Origin of the sequence: Microbacterium sp. Leaf288, assembly GCF_001422925.1 — a bacterium.
Lineage (GTDB): Bacteria > Actinomycetota > Actinomycetes > Actinomycetales > Microbacteriaceae > Microbacterium.
The window spans coordinates 443,204-465,031 of record NZ_LMNI01000011.1; the positions used below are offsets into that span (position 1 = coordinate 443,204).

Below are 21,828 nucleotides of genomic sequence, written 5' to 3' on the forward strand. Positions count from 1 at the left end.
GCCTGGGGTCGACCCGCGGTCTCGTCCGCGGACTGTCGTCTCACGGATCAGGCGCATCCTGCACGGGCCGACGCGGTCAGCCGTCGCTCACGCTGAGCACGACTTTGCCGCGCGTGTGTCCGGTCTCGATCGCGCGATGCGCGGCGGATGCCTCGGCGAGGTCGAACACCTGCTCGACGTAGACCTGCACCGAGCCGGAGTCGAGCAGGCGCCCGATGGTCGCCAGCGCGCCGCCGTCGGGGATCACCTTGTACGAGGTCGTGCGCACGCCCGCCTCGGCCGCAGCCTCGGCATAGCCCGGCCACGAGCCGGTCGGCACCACCACGTAGAGCCCGCCGGGCCGCAGCACCTCGAGCGAGCGCGTGCCGGTCTCGGCATGGACGTTGCCGACGAGGTCGATGACGACGTCCACTTCGCCGACGACCTCTTCGAACCGCGTGGTCGTGTAGTCGATGACGACGGCGGCACCGAGTTCGCGCAGCCACGAGGCGTTGCGGCCGGAGGCTGTCACGGTGACGTGGGCGCCGAAGTAGGCGGCGAACTGCACGGCGAAGTGACCGACGCCGCCGCTTCCGGCGTGGATCAGCACGCGCTGCCCCTCGTGCGCGTGCGCGGTCTCGACCACGAGTCCCCAGGCGGTGAGCGCGGCGAGCGGCACGCCGGCGGCCTCGACGTGCGACAGCGACGCGGGCTTGCGCGCGACCGACAGCGACGGCGCGACGACGTACTCGGCGTATGAGCCGCCGGTGCGCGGGAAGGACGCCATGCCGAAGACCTCGGTGCCGGGTGCGAGCGGGTGCGCCTCGTACGGGCTCTTCACGACGATGCCGCTGAAGTCGTAGCCGAGGGTCGCGGGGTACGCCGCGATGGCGCCGGAGACGCCCCGGCCGCTGCGGGTCTTGGCGTCGATCGGGTTCACTCCGGCGGCGACGACCCGCACCAGCACCTCGCTCAGCACGGGGGAGGGGACGGGAACGGATGCTGCGTGCAGCGCGTCCGCGTCGCCCGGAGCGTCGACGACCATCGCCGTCATCTCGGCGGGCGGCGCCTCGACGGGGGCGAGCGGGGTCTCGGGTGCCGATCGCAGCGGTCGGATCCTCATCGTGCGCTCCTTCCGCGGGTGTGCCGCCTTCGGCACCAGAACTGAACCCCCGTGGCTACAGTCAACCCTGCCTTCGTCTCGCCCGTGTTACGCGGGTGCTACCGATCTCGCAAAACGTCGGGTCCGGCGGTCAGGCTCGGGCGGCGCGTAGTTCGACCGCCGCGGGAGAGAGCACCTGCTGGGTGACCATGATCGCCGCCCCCAGCACGCCGGCCGTCTCGTCGGCCTGGGACTGCACGATGCCCAGGTGCTGTGTGGCGAGCGGGATCGAGCGGCGGTAGACGACCTCGCGCACTCCCGCGAGCAGGTGCTCGCCGGCGCGGGCAACGCTGCCGCCGATGACGATGACCGACGGATTCAGCATGTTGACGACGGTCGCGAGCACTTCGCCGACCTCGCGGCCGGCCTGCCGCGTCGCGGTGATGGCGGCCTGATGCCCCGCACGGACGAGCGTGACGACGTCTGCGCTCCCGGCGGCGTCGATGCCCTGTGCGCGCAGATCGGCCGCGATCGCGGTGCCGCTCGCGATCGCCTCGAGGTCTCGCTGGTCGCCGGGCGGTCGCGGCGAGTCGTGGCTGTAGGGCACCTGCACGTGCCCCATGTCGCCGGCTGACCCCTGGGCGCCGCGCTGCAGCGCGCCGCCGGAGATGATGCCGGCGCCGATGCCCGTCGACACCTTGACGAAGATCAGGTCGGCGACGCCGGGCCAGCTCAGCGACTGCTCGCCGAGCGCGAGGACGTTGACGTCGTTGTCGACGAGGACCGGCACATCGAAGGTGCGCTGCACGTAGTGCGGCACGTCGAAGCGGTCCCAGCCCGGCATGATCGGCGGGTTCGTCGGACGGCCGGTCGAGTGCTCGACGGGCCCCGGCACGCCGATGCCCACGCCGACGACGTGGGATGTCGCGATGCCCTGCTGTTCCAGCAGCGCCGCGCCCTCCGAGATCACGGCGTCGAGCACCGCCTCCGGGCCGTCGGCGATGTCGAGGGGGTGCGTGTTCGACGTGAGGATGCTCGCGGCGAGATCGGCGACCGCGACCGTCGCGTGGGTCGCCCCGAGGTCGACCGCGATCACGACCCCGGCCGACGGATTGAAGGCGACGCGCGCCGGCGGGCGTCCGCCGGTGGACACGGCCTCGCCCGCGGGCCGCAGGAGCCCGGCGGCCAGCAGCGTGTCGACGCGACCGGAGACCGTCGACCGGGCCAGGCCCGTCAGGGTCGCAAGCTCCGCCTTGGTGCGCGCATGGCCGTCGCGGAGGATCTGGAAGATCTCGCCCGCGCCGTTGCTTCCGGCGGCTCCGCTGCCGCGCACTGCATCGACCATGGCGACAGTAAAGCACGGGCTTCTGACCGAAGTCAGCAGGACTTAAGGTCACGGCACGATCACTTTTGACGAAGTTCTAGCAAAAGTCGGATCCTGCGTGCCATGATCGCCGCATGACTACGGAAGTCATCGACACTGTCGTCGGCACGGTCCGCACCGGACTCGTCGGCGGCGGATTCATGGGGCGGGTCCATGCGGCCGCCGCGCGGCGGGCAGGCGCCCGGCTGGCGTCGGTGGCCTCCTCCAGCCGCGACCGCGCCGAGGCGGTGGCTCGAGAGCTCGGCGTCGCCCGCGTCGAGGACGACGCAGCGGGCGTGATCGCAGCATCCGATGTCGACGTGGTGCACATCTGCACCCCCAACGCCACCCACGCGGTTCTCGCCGAGGCGGCCCTCGCCGCCGGCAAGCACGTCGTGTGCGAGAAGCCGCTCGCGACCTCGGTCTCCGACGCGCGGGCGCTCGCCCGGCACGCCGCCGCGACCGGGAGCGTCGCCGCTGTCCCTTTCGTCTACCGCTATCACCCCATGGTCCGCGAGGCCCGCGCGCGCGTCGCCTCCGGCCGGATCGGAACACTGCTCTCGCTCGACGGCTCGTATCTGCAGGACTGGATGCTGCGGCAGAACGACGACGACTGGCGAGCGGATGCTGCGGCCGGAGGCCCGTCGCGTGCCTTCGCCGACATCGGCTCGCACCTGTGCGACCTGGTCGAGTTCGTGACGGGGGAGCGCATCGCGCGCGTGGCCGCCCGCACCCGCCGGATGTTCGACGAGCGCGCGGGCAGGTCGGTCACGAACGAGGACGTGGCCGCGCTGCTGGTCGAGACGGAGTCCGGCGCGCTGGGCACGCTGCTCGTGTCGCAGATGGCCCCCGGTCGCAAGAACGCGCTCGTCCTCGAGCTGCACGGCACGCGCCGGAGCCTGCGCTTCGACCAGGAGCGGCCCGAGGAGCTGTGGGTCGGGGCACGCAAGGGCTCGCGGCTCGTGCTGCGGGATCCGGCCGCCGACCACCCCGACTCGGCGCGGCTGCAGACGGTGCCCGCAGGACATCCCATGGGGTACCAGGACGCCTTCGACGGATTCGTCGCCGACGTCTACGCCGCCATCGGCGGAGCACGGCCGGACGGGATGCCGACGTTCGCCGACGGCCTGCGCGCGGCCGTCCTGACCGCGGCCGTGCTCGAATCCGCCCAGACCCGAACCTGGATCGAGGTGCCGGCATGACCGACACGATGCTCGCCGATACGCCGGTGCCACCGGGCGGCTCGGACGTGGTGCTCCGCGCCCGCGGCATCTCGAAGTCCTTCTTCGGCGTGCGCGTGCTCTCGGACGTCGACCTCGACGTCCGTCGCGGCGAGGTCCACGGGCTCGTCGGCGAGAACGGCGCCGGCAAGTCCACGCTCATGAAGGTCCTCGCCGGCGTCCACCACGCCGACGCCGGGTCGGTCGAGTTCGAAGGGCAGCCGGTCGCGTGGGGCCACCCGCGCCAGGCGATGGACGCCGGCCTCGTGACGGTCTTCCAGGAGTTCAACCTGCTGCCCGAGCGCACCGTCGCACAGAACGTGTTCCTCGGTCGCGAGCCGCGCCGCGGCGGCTTCATCGACAAGAAGGGCATGCAGCGCCGCACGCGCGAGCTGCTCGAGGGTCTCGGTGTCTCGTTCATCGACCCGGGCGCCCGCATCTCTTCGCTGACGGTCGCCGAGCAGCAGATCGTCGAGATCGTCAAAGCCCTCTCGTTCGACGCGCGCGTCATCTCGATGGACGAGCCGACCGCGGCGCTCAGCGACCACGAGGTCGAGCTCCTCTACGCGATCATCAGGCGCCTCACCGCACGCGGCGTCGCCGTCATCTACGTCTCGCACCGGCTGAAGGAGATCTTCGACCTGTGCGATCGCATCACGATCCTGAAGGACGGCGCGCTGGTGTCGACGGATGCCGCGACCGACCTCACCGACGCGGAGCTGGTCCGTCGCATGGTGGGCCGCCCGCTGCAGTCGTACTTCCCGGGCCCGGTCGAGGGCACGACGCTCGGCGGGCCCAGGCTGGAGCTCGACGACTGCGGCAACGAGTACGTGGACGGGGTCTCCCTCACCCTGCGCGCGGGGGAGATCGTGGGACTCGCGGGGCTCCAGGGGTCGGGTCGCACCGAGCTCGTCGAGGGCATCTTCGGCGTGCACGGCTTCACCCGCGGCGGCATGACCCTCGACGGACGATCGGTGCGGTTCACCAGCCCGCGGGCCGCGGTGCGGGCGGGACTGGCGCTCGTGACCGAGGACCGGAAGGCGCAGGGTCTCGCGCTCGGCCAGTCCGTGCTCGACAACTCGCTGCTCGTGGTGCGCAGCGTCTTCGCCGGACGAACCGGCGCCTCGCGCAAGCGGGTGCCCGGCATCCTGAGCTCGCTCGAGGTGTCGTCGCGCGGCGTCGATCAGGAGGCGCGGTTCCTCTCCGGTGGCAACCAGCAGAAGGTCGTGCTCGCGAAGTGGCTCGTCACCGACCCGCAGATCGTGCTGTTCGACGAGCCGACGCGGGGCATCGACGTCGGCGCGAAGGTCGCGGTCTACCAGCTCATGCGTCAGCTGGCCGCCGAGGGGAAGGCCGTGCTCATGGTGTCGAGCGAGCTTCCCGAGGTCATCGGCATGAGCGACCGCATCCTGGTCATGCGAGACGGCGAGCTCGCGGCGGAGCTCGCGGCGGGTTCCGCCGAGCACGAGGTGCTGGCGGCCGCCACCGGTTCCGCGGACGCGGAGGACGTGCCCGACGATCCGCGCACCGACGACGAGGGGAGCCGCCCGTGAAGCGCATGCGCGTCGACTCCACCGTGATCGTGCTCGGCATCCTGATCCTCGTCATCGCGATCGGCGCCATCCTCGTGGCGACGGTCGGCCGCAGCTTCTTCAGCCCCGGCAACATCCGCGACATCCTCACCGGCATGAGCGTGCTGGGTCTCGTCGCCATCGGGCAGACGCTCGTCATCCTCGGCGCGTCCCTCGACCTCTCGGTCACCTACGTCATCAGCCTCGCGAGCCTCATCGCGGCCACCACGATGAACGGCAACCCGGCGAACATCCCCTGGGCGGTGACGCTCACGCTGCTGGTGTGCGCCCTCATCGGGCTCGCGAACGGGCTGATCGTCACCGTGCTGAAGGTCAACGGGTTCATCGCCACACTCGGTGTCGGGCTCATCCTGCAGGGCGTCCTGAACACGAACTTCCAGGGGAGCGCCGGATCGGTGCCGTGGGCGTTCCAGCTCATCGGCGCGACGGGCGTCGGGCCGGTGCCGGTGTCGACGATCATCATGATCGCGCTCGCCGCCCTGGTCTGGTTCCTGCTCGACCGCACCCGCACCGGCGCGCACCTGTTCGCGGTCGGCGGCGACCCCGAGGTGGCCCGCCTGTCGGGCGTGCGCACGCGGCCGCCGCTCATCGCGGCGCACGTGATCTGCTCCGTCTTCGCCGGGCTCGCCGGACTGCTGCTCGCCAGCAGGCTCGGCGTCGGCAGCCCGACAGTGGGCCAGCAGGGCGGCTACGCGCTGCTGTCGATCGCGGCCGTCGTGCTCGGCGGGACCCTGCTGCTCGGCGGCCGGGGGTCGGTCTGGGGCACGATCGGCGGGGTCGCGATCTTCGCGGTCGTCGACAACGTCATGAGCGTCATGCAGGTGAACCCCTTCCTCAAGGACGTCGTGCGCGGCGTCGTCATCGTCGCCGCGGTGGCCGTGTACAGCCGCCGGGCGATCGTCCGCCGGCGCACGCGGTTCGGCCCGGGCGGCACGAGGACCGGAGGCGACGCCCAGGCTGAGGCCGCCGCACCGGCGATGGTCGCGGCATCCCACGCCCTCGAGGCGGAGGCCGACGCCGCCGATGGCGGCGCCGCGACCGAGGGAGGTGCGCGATGAGGTTCCTGAAGGCGCTCGTGAGCCCGCGCGGCGCGGTGTTCCTCCTGCTCGTGATCCTGCTCGTCGCCATCATGCTGCTGAACCCGAACTTCGCCGAGCCCGGCCAGATCATGCGGTACATCCAGCGGGTCGCGCCCGTCGCGATCGTCGCGATCGGCCAGTACTTCGTCATCATCGCGGGGGAGTTCGATCTCTCGCAGGGTTCGCTGATCACCGCGCAGGTGATCGTCGCGGGCAATCTCGTCGGCCAGGACGATTCACGCACCGTGCCGGTCCTCGCGTTCATGATCGTGCTCGGGCTGTTCGTCGGGCTCGTGAACGGGCTGCTCACGACCCTCCTCAAAGTGCCGTCCTTCATCGTGACGCTCGGCATGATGCTCGCCCTCCTCGGCCTGGTGCTGTGGTGGACGGGCGGAGCGGCGACGGGAAATCCCGCCGACAGCTTCCGTCAGATCGGCCGCGGCGGCATCCGCGATCTTCCGGTCATCGACTTCCTGCCGTGGTCGGTGCTGATCCTTGCGGTGTGGCTCGCGCTCGGCATCTGGATCACCAAGCGCCCGCTGGGCAAGCTCCTGATCGCGATCGGCGACAACGCTCGCGCGACGCGCTACTCGGGGGCGCGCGACTGGTGGGTCACCACGCGCGCCTTCATGATCTCGTCGCTGTCGGCGACCGTCTCGGCCGTGCTGCTCGTCGGCTACGCGGGTGTGCACCCGTCGGTCGGACGCGGCTACGAGTTCGTCGCGATCACCGCCGTCGTGCTCGGCGGAGTCGTGCTGGGCGGCGGCCGCGGGTGGATCGTCGCCGCCGTGGCCGGCGCCTTCGTGCTCGAAGCGCTCTTCCTGCTGCTCAACATCGCCGGAGTGCCGTCGTCGCTGCGCGACGCGGTCCAGGGCGTCATCATCATCGCCGCCGTCGCCTACTCGGGACTGGTGTTCCGGTCCCGGCGGCGCAGCGGCCCACAGACCCCTCCCTCACCGGGGAAGGAACCCGACGCGCCCGACGGCGCCGAGGAATCGTCCGCAACACCGACCCTCGCAGGCGAGGGCGCAGCACACAACAACAGGAGCTAGCAATGCGACGATCAGTGAAGATCGCCACCACCGCGGTGGCGCTCGTCGGCCTCTTCGCCCTGGCAGGGTGTACGACCGACCCGAACGTGGCCCCGCCGGACTCGTCCGCCGCGCCGACCGAGGAGGGCGGCGCGAACGAGTGGTTCGACCAGGCGCTGTTCGACACCCAGATGGCCCAGCGCGAGGTCGTGCCCGAGGGTCCCGAGGACGAGCCGTACCTGCAGTACATCGACGCGGAGATGGTCGACACGTCGCAGTACGCGAGCAGCGGCCCCAAGAAGGCGTGCTTCGCGAACGCGTCGATCTCGAACCCCTGGCGCCAGACCGGGTGGATCACGATGAACGAGCAGCTCAAGGTGCTGCAGGAGGCCGGCGCGATCAGCGAGATGGAGACGCGCGACGCGCAGGACTCCGATGACACGCAGATCGCCGACATCGACTACTTCATCTCGGACGGCAACTGCGACGTCTTCATCATCTCGCCCAACAGCACGGCGGCGATGACGCCCGCCGTCGAGCGCGCCTGCGACACCGGCAAGCCGGTGATCGTGTTCGACCGCGGGGTCGAGACCGACTGCCCGGTGACCTTCATCCACCCCATCGGCGGCTTCGCGTGGGGCATCGACACCGCGCAGTTCCTCATCGACAACCTCGAGGAGGGCGACAAGGTCGTGGGCCTCCGCATCCTTCCGGGCGTCGATGTGCTCGAGCAGCGGTGGGCCGCGGCCGAGAAGATGTTCGCCGACGCGGGCATCGAGGCGGTCGACTACTTCACTGGCGCCGACCCGGCCGAGATCAAGAGCATCATCTCGGACGAACTGGCCAAGGGTGACGTGGCGGGCATCTGGATGGATGCCGGTGACGGCGCCGTGGCCGCCATCGAGGCCTTCGAGGACGCCGGCGTCGACTACCCGGTCATGACCGGCGAGGACGAGATGAGCTTCCTGCGCAAGTGGAAGGAGACGGGCCTCACCGGCCTCGCCCCGGTCTACTCGAACTTCCAGTGGCGCACCCCGCTGCTGGCGGCGCAGAAGATCTTCGCCGGCGAGGAGGTCCCGAAGGAGTGGGTGCTCCCGCAGAGCCCGATCACGGCCGAGGAGGTCGACCAGTACCTCGAGGCGAACGACGGCATGCCCGATGGGCACTACGCCAAGTTCGGCGGCGAGAACCTGCCGGGCTACCCCGAGGTCTGGCAGCAGCGCCAGATCCCGTAAGCCGACGTTTCGTCTTCGCTCGCTCAACGACCCCAAGGTCGGTCGTTGAGCGAGCGAAGCGAGTCGAAACGCGCGTAAACCGACGACGACGAAGGAGCCCGATGCAGCGCACGATCGGCGTCAACACCTGGGTGTGGACCTCGCCGCTGACCGACGAGTCGCTGGCCGAGCTCGCGCCGAAGATCGCGCGCATGGGCTTCGGCGCGATCGAGCTGCCCCTCGAGAATGCCGGGGACTGGGATGCTGTGCGCGCGGGCGATCTGCTCGGCTCGCTGGGTCTCGCTCCCGTCGTGATCGGCGCGATGGGCCCGGGCCGTTCGCTCGTCGATCGGGCGGGCAACGTCGCCGCGACGCAGGCGTACCTGCGCACGTGCCTGGCCGCAGCGCGCGGGGTCGGGGCATCCGTCGTCGCAGGGCCGTTCTATGCGCCCACCGGTGTGACGTGGCGGATGACCACGGGCGAGCGCACCGAGGTGGTGGCGCAGCTGCGCCGCAACCTCGAACCGCTCGTCGACGAGGCTGCGGCCGCCGGACTCGCGCTCGCCGTCGAGCCCCTCAACCGGTACGAGACGAGCGTCATCAACACCGTCGAGCAGGGCATCGACGCGCTGGCGCCGCTGTTCGGGCCGGGGCTCGGCCTCGCGCTCGACACCTACCACCTCAACATCGAGGAGAAGCGACCGGATGCTGCGATCCGCGCCGCCGCCGGGAACATCGCGCACGTGCAGGTCTGCGGCAGCGACCGCGGGCCGGTCGGCGACGATCACACCGACTGGCCGGAGACTCTCGCAGCCCTCGACGACGCCGGGTACGCGGGAATCCTGGGGCTGGAGAGCTTCACGGGCGAGAATGCCACGATCGCGGTCGCCGCGTCGGTGTGGCGGCCCCTCGCGGCGAGCCAGGACGACCTGGCCGAGCGCTCGCTGCGGTACCTCACGGCGCTGCAGGCGTCGCGCTGAGCTGTCACGGGCGAACCGCGGAGTCGGTCGTGGCCCCGGGCTGCCGATGATGCGGAAGACTCGGAGCATGCCGATTCAGCACACCGTCGTCTTCCGCCTCGCCCACCCTGCCGGTTCGCCGGACGAGACGGCGTTCCTCGCCGATGCCCGCGCAGCGCTCACGTCGATCCCGGGTGTCGAGGACTTCCGCATCAACCGGCAGGTGAGCGCGAAGAGCGACCTCGCGCACCAGTTCTCGATGGTGTTCCAGGACGACGCCGCGTACCAGGCTTACAACGACCACCCCACCCACGTCGCGTTCGTCGCCGAGCGCTGGGTGCCCGAGGTGGCGGAGTTCCAGGAGTACGACTTCGTCGAGGCCTGATCCTCGGATTCAGGAGGCGGGGCTCTCTCCGGCCGTCAGCGCGTGGAGCAGGCGCGTCAGGTTCGTGATGTCGTCGAGCGGCCACTCCTCGAGCGCATCGACGAGGCTGTGCTCCTGAGGCGCTCGCGCCACTTCCAGGCGCTCCAGCCCGAACGGAGTCGGAGACAGCAGGCTCGACCGGCCGTCGTCCGGATCGGGCGTGCGCTGCACGAGTCCCAGCTGCTCGAGCTCGCGCACCGTGCGGCTGATCTGCCCTTTGTCGGCCATGAGCGATTCGGCGAGCCCCGAGAGGGTGATGCCCTCGCGCCGCACGATCGTGGTGAACACCTTGTAGGCGCCCGGCAGCATGCCCGGGCTCAGGCGGTTGGCGTTCTCGGTGATGATCCGCCGGAAGCGGTTGATCAGCTCCCCGAACTCCGCCTCGAGGGCGCGCACCGCTTCGGTGCGCGCCGCTCGGGTGTCGTCGGAGGTCATCAGGTTCGACACTAGCGTCGGGTGACGGATGCCTCGTCCGCGGCGTCCGCGGCGTCCGCGGCGTCGGCGGGCTCGGCGGTGCCGGCCGTAGTGCTGCGGGTTGCAGCATCCGTGTCCACCGTCGCGGTGGCGGTCAGCGTCTCCATGCCCTCGGCGACCGAGACGGTCGCGAGGTCGGCCTCACTCGCCTGGACGCGCTCGCTCGTCGTCATGCGGGTGAGCGGCTTGTTCGGCAGGAAGATGATCGCGATGAGGCTGATCACGGCCAGCGGCACCGCGATCAGGAACGAGTGGGCGATGGCCTGGGCGTAGATGTCCTCGACGATCACGCGGATCGACTCGGGCAATGCCGAGACCTGCGGGATGGTGCCCGACGCGAGCTGCTGGCCGATGGCCGCGCCCTTCTCGCCGAGCGCCATGAGCGCGGCGCCGATGTCGTCCTTGCGGTCGGTGAACAGGTTGGTCGCCGAGGTCGCGAGGGCAGCACCCATGACCGAGACGCCGATCGTGCCGCCGAGGCTGCGGAAGAACGTGACGCCCGAGCTGGCGACGCCGATCTCGGACGGCTTGGAGGTGTTCTGGACGATGAGCACGAGGTTCTGCATCGTCATGCCGACACCCGCGCCGAGCAGGAACATGTACAGCGAGACCAGCACGAAGTTCGTGTCGTAGTGGATCGTCGACAGAAGGTACGAGCCGGCGATCAGCAGCACGCCGCCCACGATCAGGTACGGCTTCCAGTGCCCGGTGCGGGTCACGAGACCGCCGATGACGATCGAGGCGATCAGGAGTCCGCCGATCATCGGGATCGTCATGAGGCCCGCCTCGGTCGGGGTCGCGCCGCGCGCCAGCTGCATGTACTGGCTGAGGAACACCGAGGTGCCGAACATCGCGATGCCGATGGAGATCGACGCGATGACGGCGAGGGTGAAGGTGCGGTTGCGGAACATCGTGAGCGGGATGAGCGGCTCCTTGGAGCGCAGCTCGACGATCACGAAGAGCACGGCCGCGACGAGCGCGCCGCCGACCATGAGGATGGTCTCGGTGCTCCACCAGTCGTAGTCCTTGCCCGCGTTGGTGATCCAGATGAGCAGCAGCGAGACGGCCGTCGACAGCAGCACGATGCCGAAGTAGTCGATGCGCGCCTTCTTCTTGGGGCGCGGCGGCAGGTGGAGCGTCCGCTGCATGATGATGAGCGCGGCGACCGCGAACGGCAGCGCGATGAAGAAGTTCCAGCGCCAGTCGATCGTGTCGGTGATGAAGCCGCCGAGGAGCGGGCCGCCGACGGTCGCGACCGCCATGACCGCGCCGAACAGGCCCATGTACCGGCCGCGCTCACGCGGGCTGATGATGTCGGCCATGATGACCTGGCTGAGCGCCGCGAGACCGCCGGCGCCGATGCCCTGCACCGCGCGGAAGGCGATGAGCGTGCCGGGGTCCTGCGAGAAGCCGGCGGCCGCCGTGGCGAGCACGAAGATCACGATGGCGATCTGGATGAGCAGCTTGCGGTTGAACAGGTCGGCGAGCTTGCCCCAGATCGGGGTCGAGATCGCGGTGGTCAGCAGGGTCGCAGTGACGACCCACGTGAACGCCGCCTGGTCGCCGCCGAGGTCGTGGACGATGACGGGGAGCGACGTCGACACGACGGTCGACGCGAGCATCGACACGAACATGCCGAGCAGCAGGCCGGTGAGCGCCTGCAGGATCTTGCGGTGCCGGCGCTTCTCGTCGGCGATCGCGACCGACCCGGTCGCGGGGGTGGACGTAGCCATAAGAGTCCTTAGGAACGAGGAGTGGTGGTGTCGCGGCGACGTCGGCGCGCAAGAAGGTTGATGCAAGTCAACAGTTGATTCGCGTCAACTATACGGCGATGGTTGACGTACGTCAACCATCAGGTGAGTTGAGGGCGCAAGCGCGGGATGTTCACATCGGGTGCTCTCACCGAGATCACCCGTCGTGTGCGTTCACGACGCGTGCGCTCGGTGAGAGCACGTGATGTGAACGAGCGATGTGGGGCGGATGCTGCGGCCCGCGGCATCCGTTCCTCCACAGGTCGTTGCGGGGACGAGCCGCGCACAGGCGGAGGGATCGGTCGAGCGTCCGGGTGCCGTCGCGGGCAGGCTGGGTCGCGTGCCGCGCCACCTGAGTCTCGACGAGGCGATGGCCGCGGTCCGCAGTCGCGAGCAGCTGCGGGCGAGCGGCATGACCGCGCGGGCGATCGGTGACGCGGTGGTGCGCGGGGAGCTGCGGCGGCTGCAGCGCAACCGATATGTCGGGGTGAAGCTCTGGAACGATCTCTGGCCGGAGTCGCGTCACCTCATCGAGCTGTGCGCTGCGGTCGCCGAGATGCGCGACGGCGATGGCGTCGCCTCCCATGAGTCGGCCGGGGTGCTGGCGGAGTTGCCCCTGTATCGGCACACGCCGTCGGCGGTCCACCTCCTCAAGCCCGAAGCGCGACGCGGGTCCAGCCGCGTCGGGCTGCAGCACCATGCCGATCTGCTTCCCGCCGGCGACATCACGGTGGTCAACGGCATCCGGTGCACGACGCTGGATCGCACGGTGTTCGACTTGGTGCGCACCCTCAGCATGGAGGCTGCCGTCGCTGTGGCGGATGCCGCGTTGCGCCGCGAGGTGATGCGCGGATCCGCGTACGACGAACGCGCCGCGCAAGCATGGCGTGAGCGAATGCTGCAGCGGTGCGAAGCCGCACGCGGTGGCCGAGGAGTTCGCCAGGCTGAGGCAGCGATCCGCTTCGCCGACGGTCGGTCGGAGTCGCCCGGCGAGGCGGTCAGCCGGCTGCAGCTGAGTCGTCTCGGATTCCGGGAGCTGCGGCTCCAGGTGCCGGTCAGTGGACCGGACGGGCGGACCTATCGCGTCGACATCGGCATCGAAGACGTGCGGAGCTTCTACGAGTTCGATGGCATGGGCAAATACGACGAACTCGCGCTCGCGTCGGGGAAGACGGTCAAGCAGGTGGTTCTCGATGAGAAGCGCCGCGAGGACTGGATCCGCGGCGCGACCCAGCGTCGGTTCGCGCGTGCGGAAGCCCCGCACATCCTGACGGCCGAGGCGCTCGGTCGCCGCCTCGCTGTCTTCGGGATCACCCCGCCGCGCCGGTGACCCTGCCGTTCACATCGGGTGCTCTCACCGAGATCACCCGTCGTGTGCGTTCATAACGCGTGCGCTCGGTGAGAGCACGTGATGTGAACGAGCGATGTGGGGCGGATGCTGCGGCCGGCGGCATCCTTCTCAGGAAGGGTGGGCGGCGCGCTCGGCGGAGCGGATGACCGACTCGACGCCGAGCATGAAGAGCTCGCGGTCTTTCAGGTCCAGCAGCTGCGCGGACATCTGCGCGATGTGGGGGTGCTTGATCGGGTCGACGAGCAGCGGGCCTTCGAACCACGGGCTGGAATCCGCGGAGGCGGTGGTGGTGCGCTCGGCCCGCGCGCGGGCGACGCCGGCGGCGATCGAGAGCACGTGGGTCGCCATGAGTGCGTAGTGCTGCACCAGGGCGTCGCCGGTGAGGCCCGCGCGGGAGAATGCGTCGAGCATGAACTCGATGGCGTCGAGCTCTCCGGGGCCGTGGGTGGTGAGGACGATCGCCTCCTGCCCCACGGCGGGGTAGCGGGCGAACTCGGTCAGCGTCGCCGACGCGAGCTGGCGAAGGCGCTCCTGCCACTCGTCGGGGTCGGCGGTGACGGCGGCGAGGCTCCGCAGGGTGAGCTCGTCCAGCAGTGCGCTCATCAGCTCTTCCTTGCCGCGGAAATGCCGGTAGACGGCGGTCGGGTCGGTGCCGAGCTTCGCGCCGAGGTCGCGGATCGAGAGGGAGGCGGAGCCCGTTGTCTCGGCGAGCTCGAGGCCCGCCGCGATGATCGTGGACCGGTCCAGGCGCTTCGCGCCCGGCTTCTCGGGCGTCGCCCCGGTGCGTGCCGCCATGATCCCCGCTTTCTGCGTCGCGTCCATCGTGCCACGCGGTCGTGTCTCGGCGTCGTGACGTCCCGAGCATAGTCGGCCTGTCATCGGACGTGTCAACACTGTTGACACATCCGATGACAGCGGTCTATCGTCAAGCGATCCGTTCGACGACGAAGGAGAGGTCCCGTGGCCGCTGCCGTTCCTGCAGATGCAGACACCCCGTTCGCAGACACCGTGTTCATCCGAGGCGCGCTGTTCAGCTCCGACCTCGTGCGGGCGGGAAGCGCCGACGCTCTGAGCGGCGTGGCCGTCGCCGTGCGCGACGGGCGCATCGCGGCGGTGTGCGCCGAGGACGAGGCATCCGTCTTCATCGGTCCTGACACGGAGGTCGTCGACCTCGCGGGCGCGCTGCTCGCGCCGGGATTCCAGGACGCGCACGTGCACCCGATGTCGGGCGGCGTCGAGCTGCTGCAGTGCAACCTCACCGGCTCGGAGGACGCCGCCGACACGCTGGCGACGATCGCGCGCTACGCCGCCGAGAACCCCGACGCCGAGTGGATCGTGGGCGGCGGGTGGTCGATGGACCACTTCGCGGGCGGAGCCCCGCTGCGCGCCGCGCTCGACGCGATCGTGCCCGACCGGCCGGTGCTGCTCGCCAGCCGCGACCACCACTCCGCGTGGGCCAACACCGCGGCGATGCGCGCGGCCGGCGTCGACGCGGCGACGGCCGACCCGGCCGACGGCCGCATCGAGCGCGAGGCCGACGGGTTCCCCGCCGGCACCTTCCACGAGGGCGCGGCCGACCTGTTCGCCGAGGCGCGCCCGAAGGTCTCGGAAGACCTCGCCTACGCGGGCCTGCTGCGCGCACAGGACGACCTCATCGCGCAGGGCATCACGGGCTGGCAGGACGCCCTCGTCGGGAACTTCCCCGGGATCCCCGGCGCGCTCGCCTCGTACCGTCGCGCGCTCGCCGAGGGGACGCTCAAGGCCCACGTCGTCGGGGCCCAGTGGTGGGAGCGCGGTGAGGGGATCGAACAGCTCGAAGGGATGATCCGCACGCGCGACGAGATCGCCGCGCTCGGACGCGAGGACCGCTTCTCGCTGGGCTCGATCAAGTTCATGGTCGACGGCGTCGCAGAGAACCACACGGCCGCCATGCTCGAGCCGTACCGCGACGGGCACGGTCACTCGACCGATAACCGCGGCCTGTCGTTCATCCCGGCCGAGCGGCTGCGCGAGTACGCCATCGCCGCCGACGCCGCGGGTTTCCAGCTGCATTTCCACGCCCTCGGCGACCGGGCCGTGCGCGAGGCGCTCGACGCGGTCGAGGCGGCGGCGGAGGTCAACGGCGCGACCGACGGGCGCCACCACCTCGCCCACATCCAGGTGGTCGACGCGGTCGACGTGCCGCGCTTCGCCGCAGCCGGCGCCGTGGCGAACATGCAGCCGCTGTGGGCGTGCCACGAGGATCAGATGGACGAGCTCACGCTGCCGTTCCTCGCCGAGTCCGCCGCGTCGCGGCAGTACCCGTTCGGCGATCTGCAACGCGCCGGGGCGCGCCTGGCCGGCGGCAGCGACTGGCCGGTCTCGAGCGCGGATCCGCTGGCCGGCGTGCACATCGCCGTCAACCGGGTCGCCCCGCTGTCCGACGACGAGCCGCTCGGCGGCGCCCACCAGCGCCTCGACCTCGCCACCGCGCTCGCCGCCTACACGTCGGGCACGGCGTACGTGAACCACCGCGACCACGACACCGGCTACGTCCGCGCGGGCTACCTCGCGAACCTCGTGATCGTCGAGCCGAACCCGTTCACCGTGCCCGTCGAAGACCTCTACCTCTGCCGCGTGGCCTCGACGTGGATCGACGGCGAGCGCGTCTACGCGCGGGCCGACGCCGAGGGCGAGGCCGAGGCGGGCGCCGCGTCCGAGGCGGGCGCCGCGTCCGAGGCGGGCGCCGCGGCCGCAGCTGGGCCCACGCGACCCGAGGCTCCACGCCCCGCGCCAGCGGCGCGTGGAGAGGTCGTGGGGACCATCCTGTCCTGAGTCCCTCCACCACCCGACACCGCCGTCACACCCGAGGAGCACCATGATCCGCACCCGACGCACCCGTCGCCTGCTCGCGTTCGCGGGCATCGGCGTGGCCGGGGCGCTCGTCCTGTCCGCGTGCAGCGCCGACACGTCGAGCCCCGACGCCACCGCCGCCCCCGAGTGGGAGTACACCGCCCAGACGGCCGCGCCGTCGGGCGACATCGACTCGTACTCGTGGGTGAGCTACTCCGAGCCGTACTCGCTCGACTACGCCTACGCGTTCGACTACGCCGACAACCAGGTGCTCGCGAACGTGTGCGAGTCGCTGCTGCGGCTGAACCCCGACTTCACGCTCTCGCCTGGCCTGGCGGAGGCGTTCGAGCACCCGACGCCCGAGACGTGGGTCTACACGATCCGCGACGGCGTCACCTTCCACGACGGCACGCCGCTGACCGCGGCCGACGCCGTCGCCTCCCTGAGCCGGCACCTCGATCCGGAGGTGGGTTCGTCGTGGTACTCGGTGTACCAGAACGTCGCGTCGATCGAGCAGACCGGCGACCGTGAGGTGACGGTGACCATGAACGGCCCCGACTCGCAGTTCAACCTCGCGATGGGCGGTTCGGCGGGCGTCGTCGAGTCCGCCGCGACACTGACCGAGAAGGGGGCCGACTACGGCAACTCGACGGGGCTCGTCAACTGCACCGGCCCGTTCGCGCTCACCGAGTGGAAGTCGGGCGAGTCGGTCACGCTGACCCGCTACGACGACTACTGGGACGACACGCTGCGGGCTCGCGCCGGCGAGGTCGACATCCTCTTCATGACCGACCCCAACGCGCGCGTCAACGCGCTGAAGTCAGGCGAGGTCGACGGCGGCTGGATGATCCCGGCCGACGCGATCGGGCAGCTGCAGGACTCCGGCAAGGGCGACATGTACTTCGGCCTCAACACCGCGGTCGGCAGCCTCATCGTGAACAACCTGGAGGGTCCGCTCGGCGACGAGCGCGTGCGCCGGGCGCTGCTGATGGCGATGGACCGGCAGGGGATCCTGGATGCTGCGGCCAAGGGCTACGGCGAGGTCACGAACGCGCTCACCACCGAGTCGGTGTGGGTCGGCGCGAGCGGGGCGGGTCTGAATGAGGCGTTCGAGGGGCTCGAGGAGTACCCGTACGACGTCGAAGCGGCGAAGAAGCTCATCGACGAGGCGGGGGTCGCGGGCGAGGAGATCGTGATCGCCACCGCGCCGATCAGCAACGACTTCACCGTCATCTCGCAGGGCGCGGCCGCCGCCGCGCAGTCGATCGGCCTCACGGCGACCATCGAGACGGTGAGCCCGAGCGCGTACACGGCGCTGTTCTCCGACCCGAGCGCGCGCGAGGGCATCGACCTGTTCTACACGTCGTGGTACCTGTCGAGCCCGGATCCGCTCGAGATGTACAGCGTGCTGCGCACGGGTGAGTTCAGCAACTACGGGAACTGGAGCGACCCCGAGTTCGACGCCCTCGTGAACGAGGCCGTCACGATCGACGACCCCGCGGCGCGCAGCGAGGTCACCGCCCAGGCGCAGCGCATCGCGAACGAGCAGCTGCCGTGGCTGCCGCTGTTCCAGGGCCCGATGACGCTGTTCCTCGGCGACCGGGTGACCGGTGTCGCCCCGTCGGTGGCGTTCATGTACTACCCGTGGGCGGCGACCATTGGCTCCCGTTGACGTGAGCGCGGGCCCGGCGGTCGCCGCCGCGCCCGGCCAGGATCGGCGGCGGGCCGGGGGCGGCGCAGGAGCGATGCTCGCCGTCCGCCGGATCGCCGGCAAGCTGGGCGGCCTGCTGCTCACGCTGTTCCTGGCATCCGTGCTCGTATTCTTCTCGCGCTTCCTGGTGCCCGGCGATCCTGTGGCGTTCCTGCTGCGCGGCCGCAAGCCCAGCCCCGAGGCGGTGGCCCAGGTCACCGCGCAGTACGGTCTGGACCTGCCGCCGTGGCAGCAGTACCTCAACTGGGTGGCAGGGCTCCTGCACGGTGACCTGGGGCGGTCGCTGCAGTACCGGCAGGACGTCACGGTGGTGCTCGGCGAGCGGCTGCCCGTCACCCTCGGACTGGTCGTCATGGCGGGCACGATGATCGCGGTCGTCGGCCTCATCGCCGGCGCGATCGCCGCCCTCCACCGGGGCCGCCTCGCGGACCGCTCGATCCTCATCGGACTCACCGTGCTCGGCGCGATCCCGTCGTTCGTCGGATCCATCGTGCTCATCGCGGTGTTCGCGGTGCAGCTCGGATGGTTCCCGTCGTTCGGGTCGGGCGAGGGCTTCTGGGACACGGTCTACCACCTCGTGCTTCCGTCGATCGCCCTCGCGATCGTGTTCGTCGTGCTGGTGGGCAAGGTGACGCGTTCGTCGATGATCGACCAGCTCGATCGCGAGCACGTGGAGGTCGCGATCAGCCGCGGCATCAAGCGCGGCACGGTGATCCGCCGTCACGTGTTCCGCAACGCCGTCGGGCCGATCCTGACGGTGAGCGGGATGCTGGTGGCCGGCCTCCTCGTCGCGAGCTCCATCGTCGAGGCGGCCTTCGGCCTCGCCGGCATGGGCTCGCTGCTCGTGCAGTCGGTCGACCGCCTCGACTTCCCGGTCGTGCAGGCGATCGTCCTCCTCGTCGTGACCGCGTTCGTGCTCGTCAACGCCGTGATCGACGTCCTCGAACCCTGGATCGATCCGCGATCCGCCGCCGGAGCCGGTGCCCGATGATGACCACGACGCCCACCCTCGCCGTCAAAGTGCTGCGCGCACCGCGGCTGCCCCGCACCAGCCTGACGTTCGCGATCGCACTCGCAGTCCTCGCCGCGATGACGCTGGCCGCGATCTTCGCGCCGTTCCTCGCGCCGTACAACCCGGACGCCGTCGACTTCGCCGCGGTGAACGCGCCGCCGAGTGCCGCGCACTGGCTGGGCACCGACGGTCTCGGCCGTGACACCTTGAGCCGCCTCCTCTACGGCGCGCGCACCGCCCTGCTGGGCCCGCTCCTCGTGGTGATCGCGTCGACGGTGCTCGGCATCCTCCTCGGTCTCGTCGCCGGCTGGCGCGGCGGCTGGATCGACTCCGTGCTCGGTCGCCTGTTCGACGTGCTGTTCGCCTTCCCGTCCCTGCTCATCGCGATCATGGCGGTCGCGCTGTTCGGCAAGGGGCTGGTCGCTCCCGTCATCGCGATGAGCATCGCGTACGCGCCGTTCGTCGCGCGCCTCACCCGCTCGCTCATCGCCGCCGAGCGCACGCGACCCTACGTCGCGGCGTATCGCGTGCAGGGCTTCGGCGGCGCGTGGATCGCGCTGCGGCGCGTGCTGCCCAACGTCACCCCGATCGTCGGGGCGCAGTCGACGCTCAACTTCGGGTACGTGCTCGCGGAGCTCGCGGCCCTGTCGTTCCTCGGCCTGGGCGTGCAGCCGCCCACCGCCGACTGGGGCGCGATGATCAACGAGGCGCAGGCCGGGCTCATCGGCGGGCACTTCCTGCCCGCGTTCGTGCCGGCCGTGGCCGTCGTCGTGGTCGTCGTGGCCGTCAACATCATCGGGGAAGAGCTCTCCGACCGCATCGGTGGGGAGATCCCGGCATGAACGCAACCGAGACCTTCGCCGAACCTGCCGTCGCGCCGAATCCGGCCTTGCTCGACATCCGCGACCTCACGCTCGACCTGCCCGACGGCACGCGGCTTCTGCACGGCATCTCGCTGTCGGTGGCCGCGGGCGAGACCGTCGGCCTCGTCGGCGAGTCCGGGTCGGGAAAGTCGCTGACCGCCCGCACCGTGCTGGGGCTCGTTCCCGACCGCTCCACGATCACCGGCGAGGTCGTGCTCGACGGCGCCGGAGTGCTCACCGCCGCCGCGCCCGAACTCCGGCAGCTGCGTCGCCACGGCGCGGCGATGATCTTCCAGGATCCGCGGGCGGGCATCAATCCGATGAGGACGATCGGCGATCACCTCACCGAGGCGCTCCGCCTCGCAGAGGGATGGTCGACGGATGCTGCGCGCGCACGCGCCGTCGAGCTGCTCGAGGCGGTGCGCCTCCCGCGCCCCGAAGACCACCTGCGCCAGTTCCCGCACGAGTTCTCGGGCGGGATGCTGCAACGCGTCATGATCGCGGGAGCCCTGACGACGTCGCCGAAGCTCCTCGTGTGCGATGAGCCCACGACGGCCCTCGATGTGACCACCCAGGCGGAGATCATCGGCGTGCTCACCGAGCAGCGCGCGAGCCGTGGCCTGGGCATGCTCTTCATCACGCACGACCTCAACCTCGCGGCGTCGCTGTGCGACCGCGTGTACGTGATGAGCGGCGGGCAGGTCGTCGAGCAGGGCCGCGCGCACGAGGTGCTGCGCGACCCGCGCGCCGAGTACACGCGGCGCCTCGTCGCCGCGACCCCGACCCTCGTCGGCGCCGCGCCGGGCTCGACCGCGGACCACAGCATCGGAGATTCTGCGGAACACGCCGGGGCGCAGCATCCGTCCGCCGGCGTGTCGTGGATGACGTCCGATTCTGTGCACGACGACAGGGAAACGGATGCTGCGGCCACGGCCGCTCCCGCACGACCGATGCTCGAGGCGGCCGGGGTGTCGAAGACGTACGTCCGCCGGGGCAAGGAGCCGGTGCGTGCGGTGATCGGCGCGTCGGTCGCGGTGACTCGCGGCGGCGCGCTGGGGGTGGTGGGCGAGTCGGGGTCGGGCAAGTCGACGCTCGCCCGCATGATCGTGGGGCTCGAGGCCGCCGACCAGGGCGACATCCGCATCGACGGTCGCGAGCGCACCGCGGTTCCCCGCAACCGGCGCGAGCGGCTCGCGCACGCACGCAGCGTGCAGATGGTGTTCCAGGATCCGTACCTGTCGCTCGACCCGCGCATCACGGCGGGCCGCGCGATCGAAGACGCCCTGCGCCTGCACACCCGAGTGAGCGCGACCGAGGCACGGGCGCAGGTGCTCGAGCTGCTCGCCCAGGTCGGACTGGGGGAGAAGCACGCCGCCGCGCGGCCGCGGACCCTCTCGGGCGGTCAGCGGCAGCGCGTCGCGATCGCCCGCGCCCTCGCGATCGAGCCGGACGTGCTCGTGATGGACGAGGCGACGAGCGCGCTCGACGTCTCGGTGCAGGCGCAGGTGCTCGACCTCGTCGACCGCATCCGACGGGAGCGCGGACTCACCGTGCTCTTCATCAGCCACGACCTCGCCGTCGTCAGGCGCGTGTGCGACGAGACCGTCGTGATGCGCCGCGGCGAGATCGTCGAGCGCGGTCGCACGGCGGAGCTCCTGGCAGCCCCGCAGCACGAGTACACGCGGCTGCTCATCGACTCGGTGCCGAAGCCCGGCTGGGACGCCGAAGCGGCGGGTGCCGAGGTCGAGGCCGCGGGTATCGATGGCGGCGTATCGGACGCGGGTGCGGACGACGGCGATGCGGAGGCCGCAGCAGCGGAGACGGCGAAGGTCGAGGCGGCCAGGCAGGCGCGGTGAGCCGTGTCCGGCGCA

At 70.8% G+C, this 21,828-nt stretch carries 18 protein-coding genes; 13 read left to right on the forward strand and 5 right to left on the reverse strand.

The genetic code is table 11. From position 1 onward, the window contains the following. Positions 1–76: 76 nt before the first annotated feature. Positions 77–1,102, reverse strand: coding sequence for an NADP-dependent oxidoreductase (locus ASF40_RS11335; protein WP_056369083.1), 1,026 nt, complete (start codon positions 1,100–1,102; stop codon positions 77–79). A gap of 130 nt (positions 1,103–1,232) precedes the next feature. Further along, complete coding sequence (locus ASF40_RS11340; protein ID WP_056369085.1) at positions 1,233–2,426, reverse strand: ROK family transcriptional regulator; 1,194 nt, start codon at positions 2,424–2,426, stop codon at positions 1,233–1,235. Between the two features lie 113 nt (positions 2,427–2,539). On the opposite strand from ASF40_RS11340, the gene ASF40_RS11345 reads away from it, so the two are divergent. The 7 genes from ASF40_RS11345 to ASF40_RS11375 all read left to right on the forward strand — a co-directional run bounded on the left by ASF40_RS11345 (position 2,540) and on the right by ASF40_RS11375 (position 9,924). Further along, positions 2,540–3,646: a Gfo/Idh/MocA family protein gene (locus ASF40_RS11345; RefSeq protein ID WP_056369087.1), complete on the forward strand. Its 1,107-nt coding sequence runs from the start codon at positions 2,540–2,542 to the stop codon at positions 3,644–3,646. Continuing rightward, a complete protein-coding gene (locus ASF40_RS11350) occupies positions 3,643–5,217 on the forward strand; it encodes a sugar ABC transporter ATP-binding protein (RefSeq protein ID WP_235560212.1) in 1,575 nt (524 codons plus the stop codon). Before ASF40_RS11345 ends, ASF40_RS11350 begins: the two co-directional genes overlap by 4 nt. 5 nt (positions 5,218–5,222) lie before the next feature. Beyond that, complete coding sequence (locus ASF40_RS11355) at positions 5,223–6,314, forward strand: ABC transporter permease (RefSeq protein WP_082497058.1); 1,092 nt, start codon at positions 5,223–5,225, stop codon at positions 6,312–6,314. Beyond that, positions 6,311–7,387, forward strand: a complete 1,077-nt coding sequence (locus ASF40_RS11360) for an ABC transporter permease (protein WP_082497011.1) — start codon at positions 6,311–6,313, stop codon at positions 7,385–7,387. The genes ASF40_RS11355 and ASF40_RS11360 overlap by 4 nt, the downstream gene beginning before the upstream one ends. 2 nt (positions 7,388–7,389) lie before the next feature. Then, positions 7,390–8,601 carry a substrate-binding domain-containing protein gene (locus tag ASF40_RS11365; RefSeq protein ID WP_056369089.1) on the forward strand — a complete coding sequence of 404 codons (1,212 nt, stop codon included), beginning with the start codon at positions 7,390–7,392 and terminating at the stop codon, positions 8,599–8,601. Positions 8,602–8,702: 101 nt separating this feature from the next. Continuing rightward, positions 8,703–9,560 (forward strand): sugar phosphate isomerase/epimerase family protein, encoded by an 858-nt coding sequence (locus tag ASF40_RS11370; RefSeq protein WP_056369091.1) that lies wholly within the window; start codon positions 8,703–8,705, stop codon positions 9,558–9,560. 67 nt (positions 9,561–9,627) lie between these two features. Further along, entirely contained in the window at positions 9,628–9,924 is a 297-nt protein-coding gene (locus tag ASF40_RS11375) for a Dabb family protein (protein ID WP_056369092.1), read from the forward strand. A gap of 9 nt (positions 9,925–9,933) precedes the next feature. Here the strand turns inward: ASF40_RS11375 and ASF40_RS11380 are convergent, their stop codons facing one another. Beyond that, positions 9,934–10,398 carry a MarR family winged helix-turn-helix transcriptional regulator gene (locus tag ASF40_RS11380; protein WP_056369903.1) on the reverse strand — a complete coding sequence of 155 codons (465 nt, stop codon included), beginning with the start codon at positions 10,396–10,398 and terminating at the stop codon, positions 9,934–9,936. Between the two features lie 11 nt (positions 10,399–10,409). Further along, positions 10,410–12,170 (reverse strand): MDR family MFS transporter, encoded by a 1,761-nt coding sequence (locus ASF40_RS11385; protein ID WP_056369094.1) that lies wholly within the window; start codon positions 12,168–12,170, stop codon positions 10,410–10,412. A 358-nt stretch (positions 12,171–12,528) separates the two neighbouring features. Between ASF40_RS11385 and ASF40_RS11390 the strand changes: the two genes are divergently transcribed. Next, positions 12,529–13,518 (forward strand): hypothetical protein, encoded by a 990-nt coding sequence (locus ASF40_RS11390; protein ID WP_157549633.1) that lies wholly within the window; start codon positions 12,529–12,531, stop codon positions 13,516–13,518. A gap of 129 nt (positions 13,519–13,647) precedes the next feature. Here ASF40_RS11390 and ASF40_RS11395 read toward each other — a convergent pair whose 3' ends face one another. Further along, positions 13,648–14,334: a TetR/AcrR family transcriptional regulator gene (locus ASF40_RS11395; RefSeq protein ID WP_056369907.1), complete on the reverse strand. Its 687-nt coding sequence runs from the start codon at positions 14,332–14,334 to the stop codon at positions 13,648–13,650. A gap of 165 nt (positions 14,335–14,499) precedes the next feature. Here ASF40_RS11395 and ASF40_RS11400 point away from each other — a divergent pair, with 165 nt between their 5' ends. The 5 genes from ASF40_RS11400 (at position 14,500) to ASF40_RS11420 (ending at position 21,813) form a co-directional block, all read left to right on the forward strand. Then, positions 14,500–16,353, forward strand: coding sequence for an amidohydrolase (locus ASF40_RS11400; protein ID WP_082497014.1), 1,854 nt, complete (start codon positions 14,500–14,502; stop codon positions 16,351–16,353). A 43-nt stretch (positions 16,354–16,396) separates the two neighbouring features. Further along, a complete protein-coding gene (locus tag ASF40_RS11405) occupies positions 16,397–18,043 on the forward strand; it encodes an ABC transporter substrate-binding protein (RefSeq protein WP_056369096.1) in 1,647 nt (548 codons plus the stop codon). Positions 18,044–18,116: 73 nt separating this feature from the next. Beyond that, entirely contained in the window at positions 18,117–19,073 is a 957-nt protein-coding gene (locus tag ASF40_RS11410) for an ABC transporter permease (protein WP_056369098.1), read from the forward strand. Further along, positions 19,070–19,936: an ABC transporter permease gene (locus tag ASF40_RS11415; protein ID WP_235560213.1), complete on the forward strand. Its 867-nt coding sequence runs from the start codon at positions 19,070–19,072 to the stop codon at positions 19,934–19,936. Before ASF40_RS11410 ends, ASF40_RS11415 begins: the two co-directional genes overlap by 4 nt. Further along, positions 19,933–21,813: a dipeptide ABC transporter ATP-binding protein gene (locus ASF40_RS11420; RefSeq protein WP_056369103.1), complete on the forward strand. Its 1,881-nt coding sequence runs from the start codon at positions 19,933–19,935 to the stop codon at positions 21,811–21,813. Before ASF40_RS11415 ends, ASF40_RS11420 begins: the two co-directional genes overlap by 4 nt. Positions 21,814–21,828 lie beyond the last annotated feature (15 nt).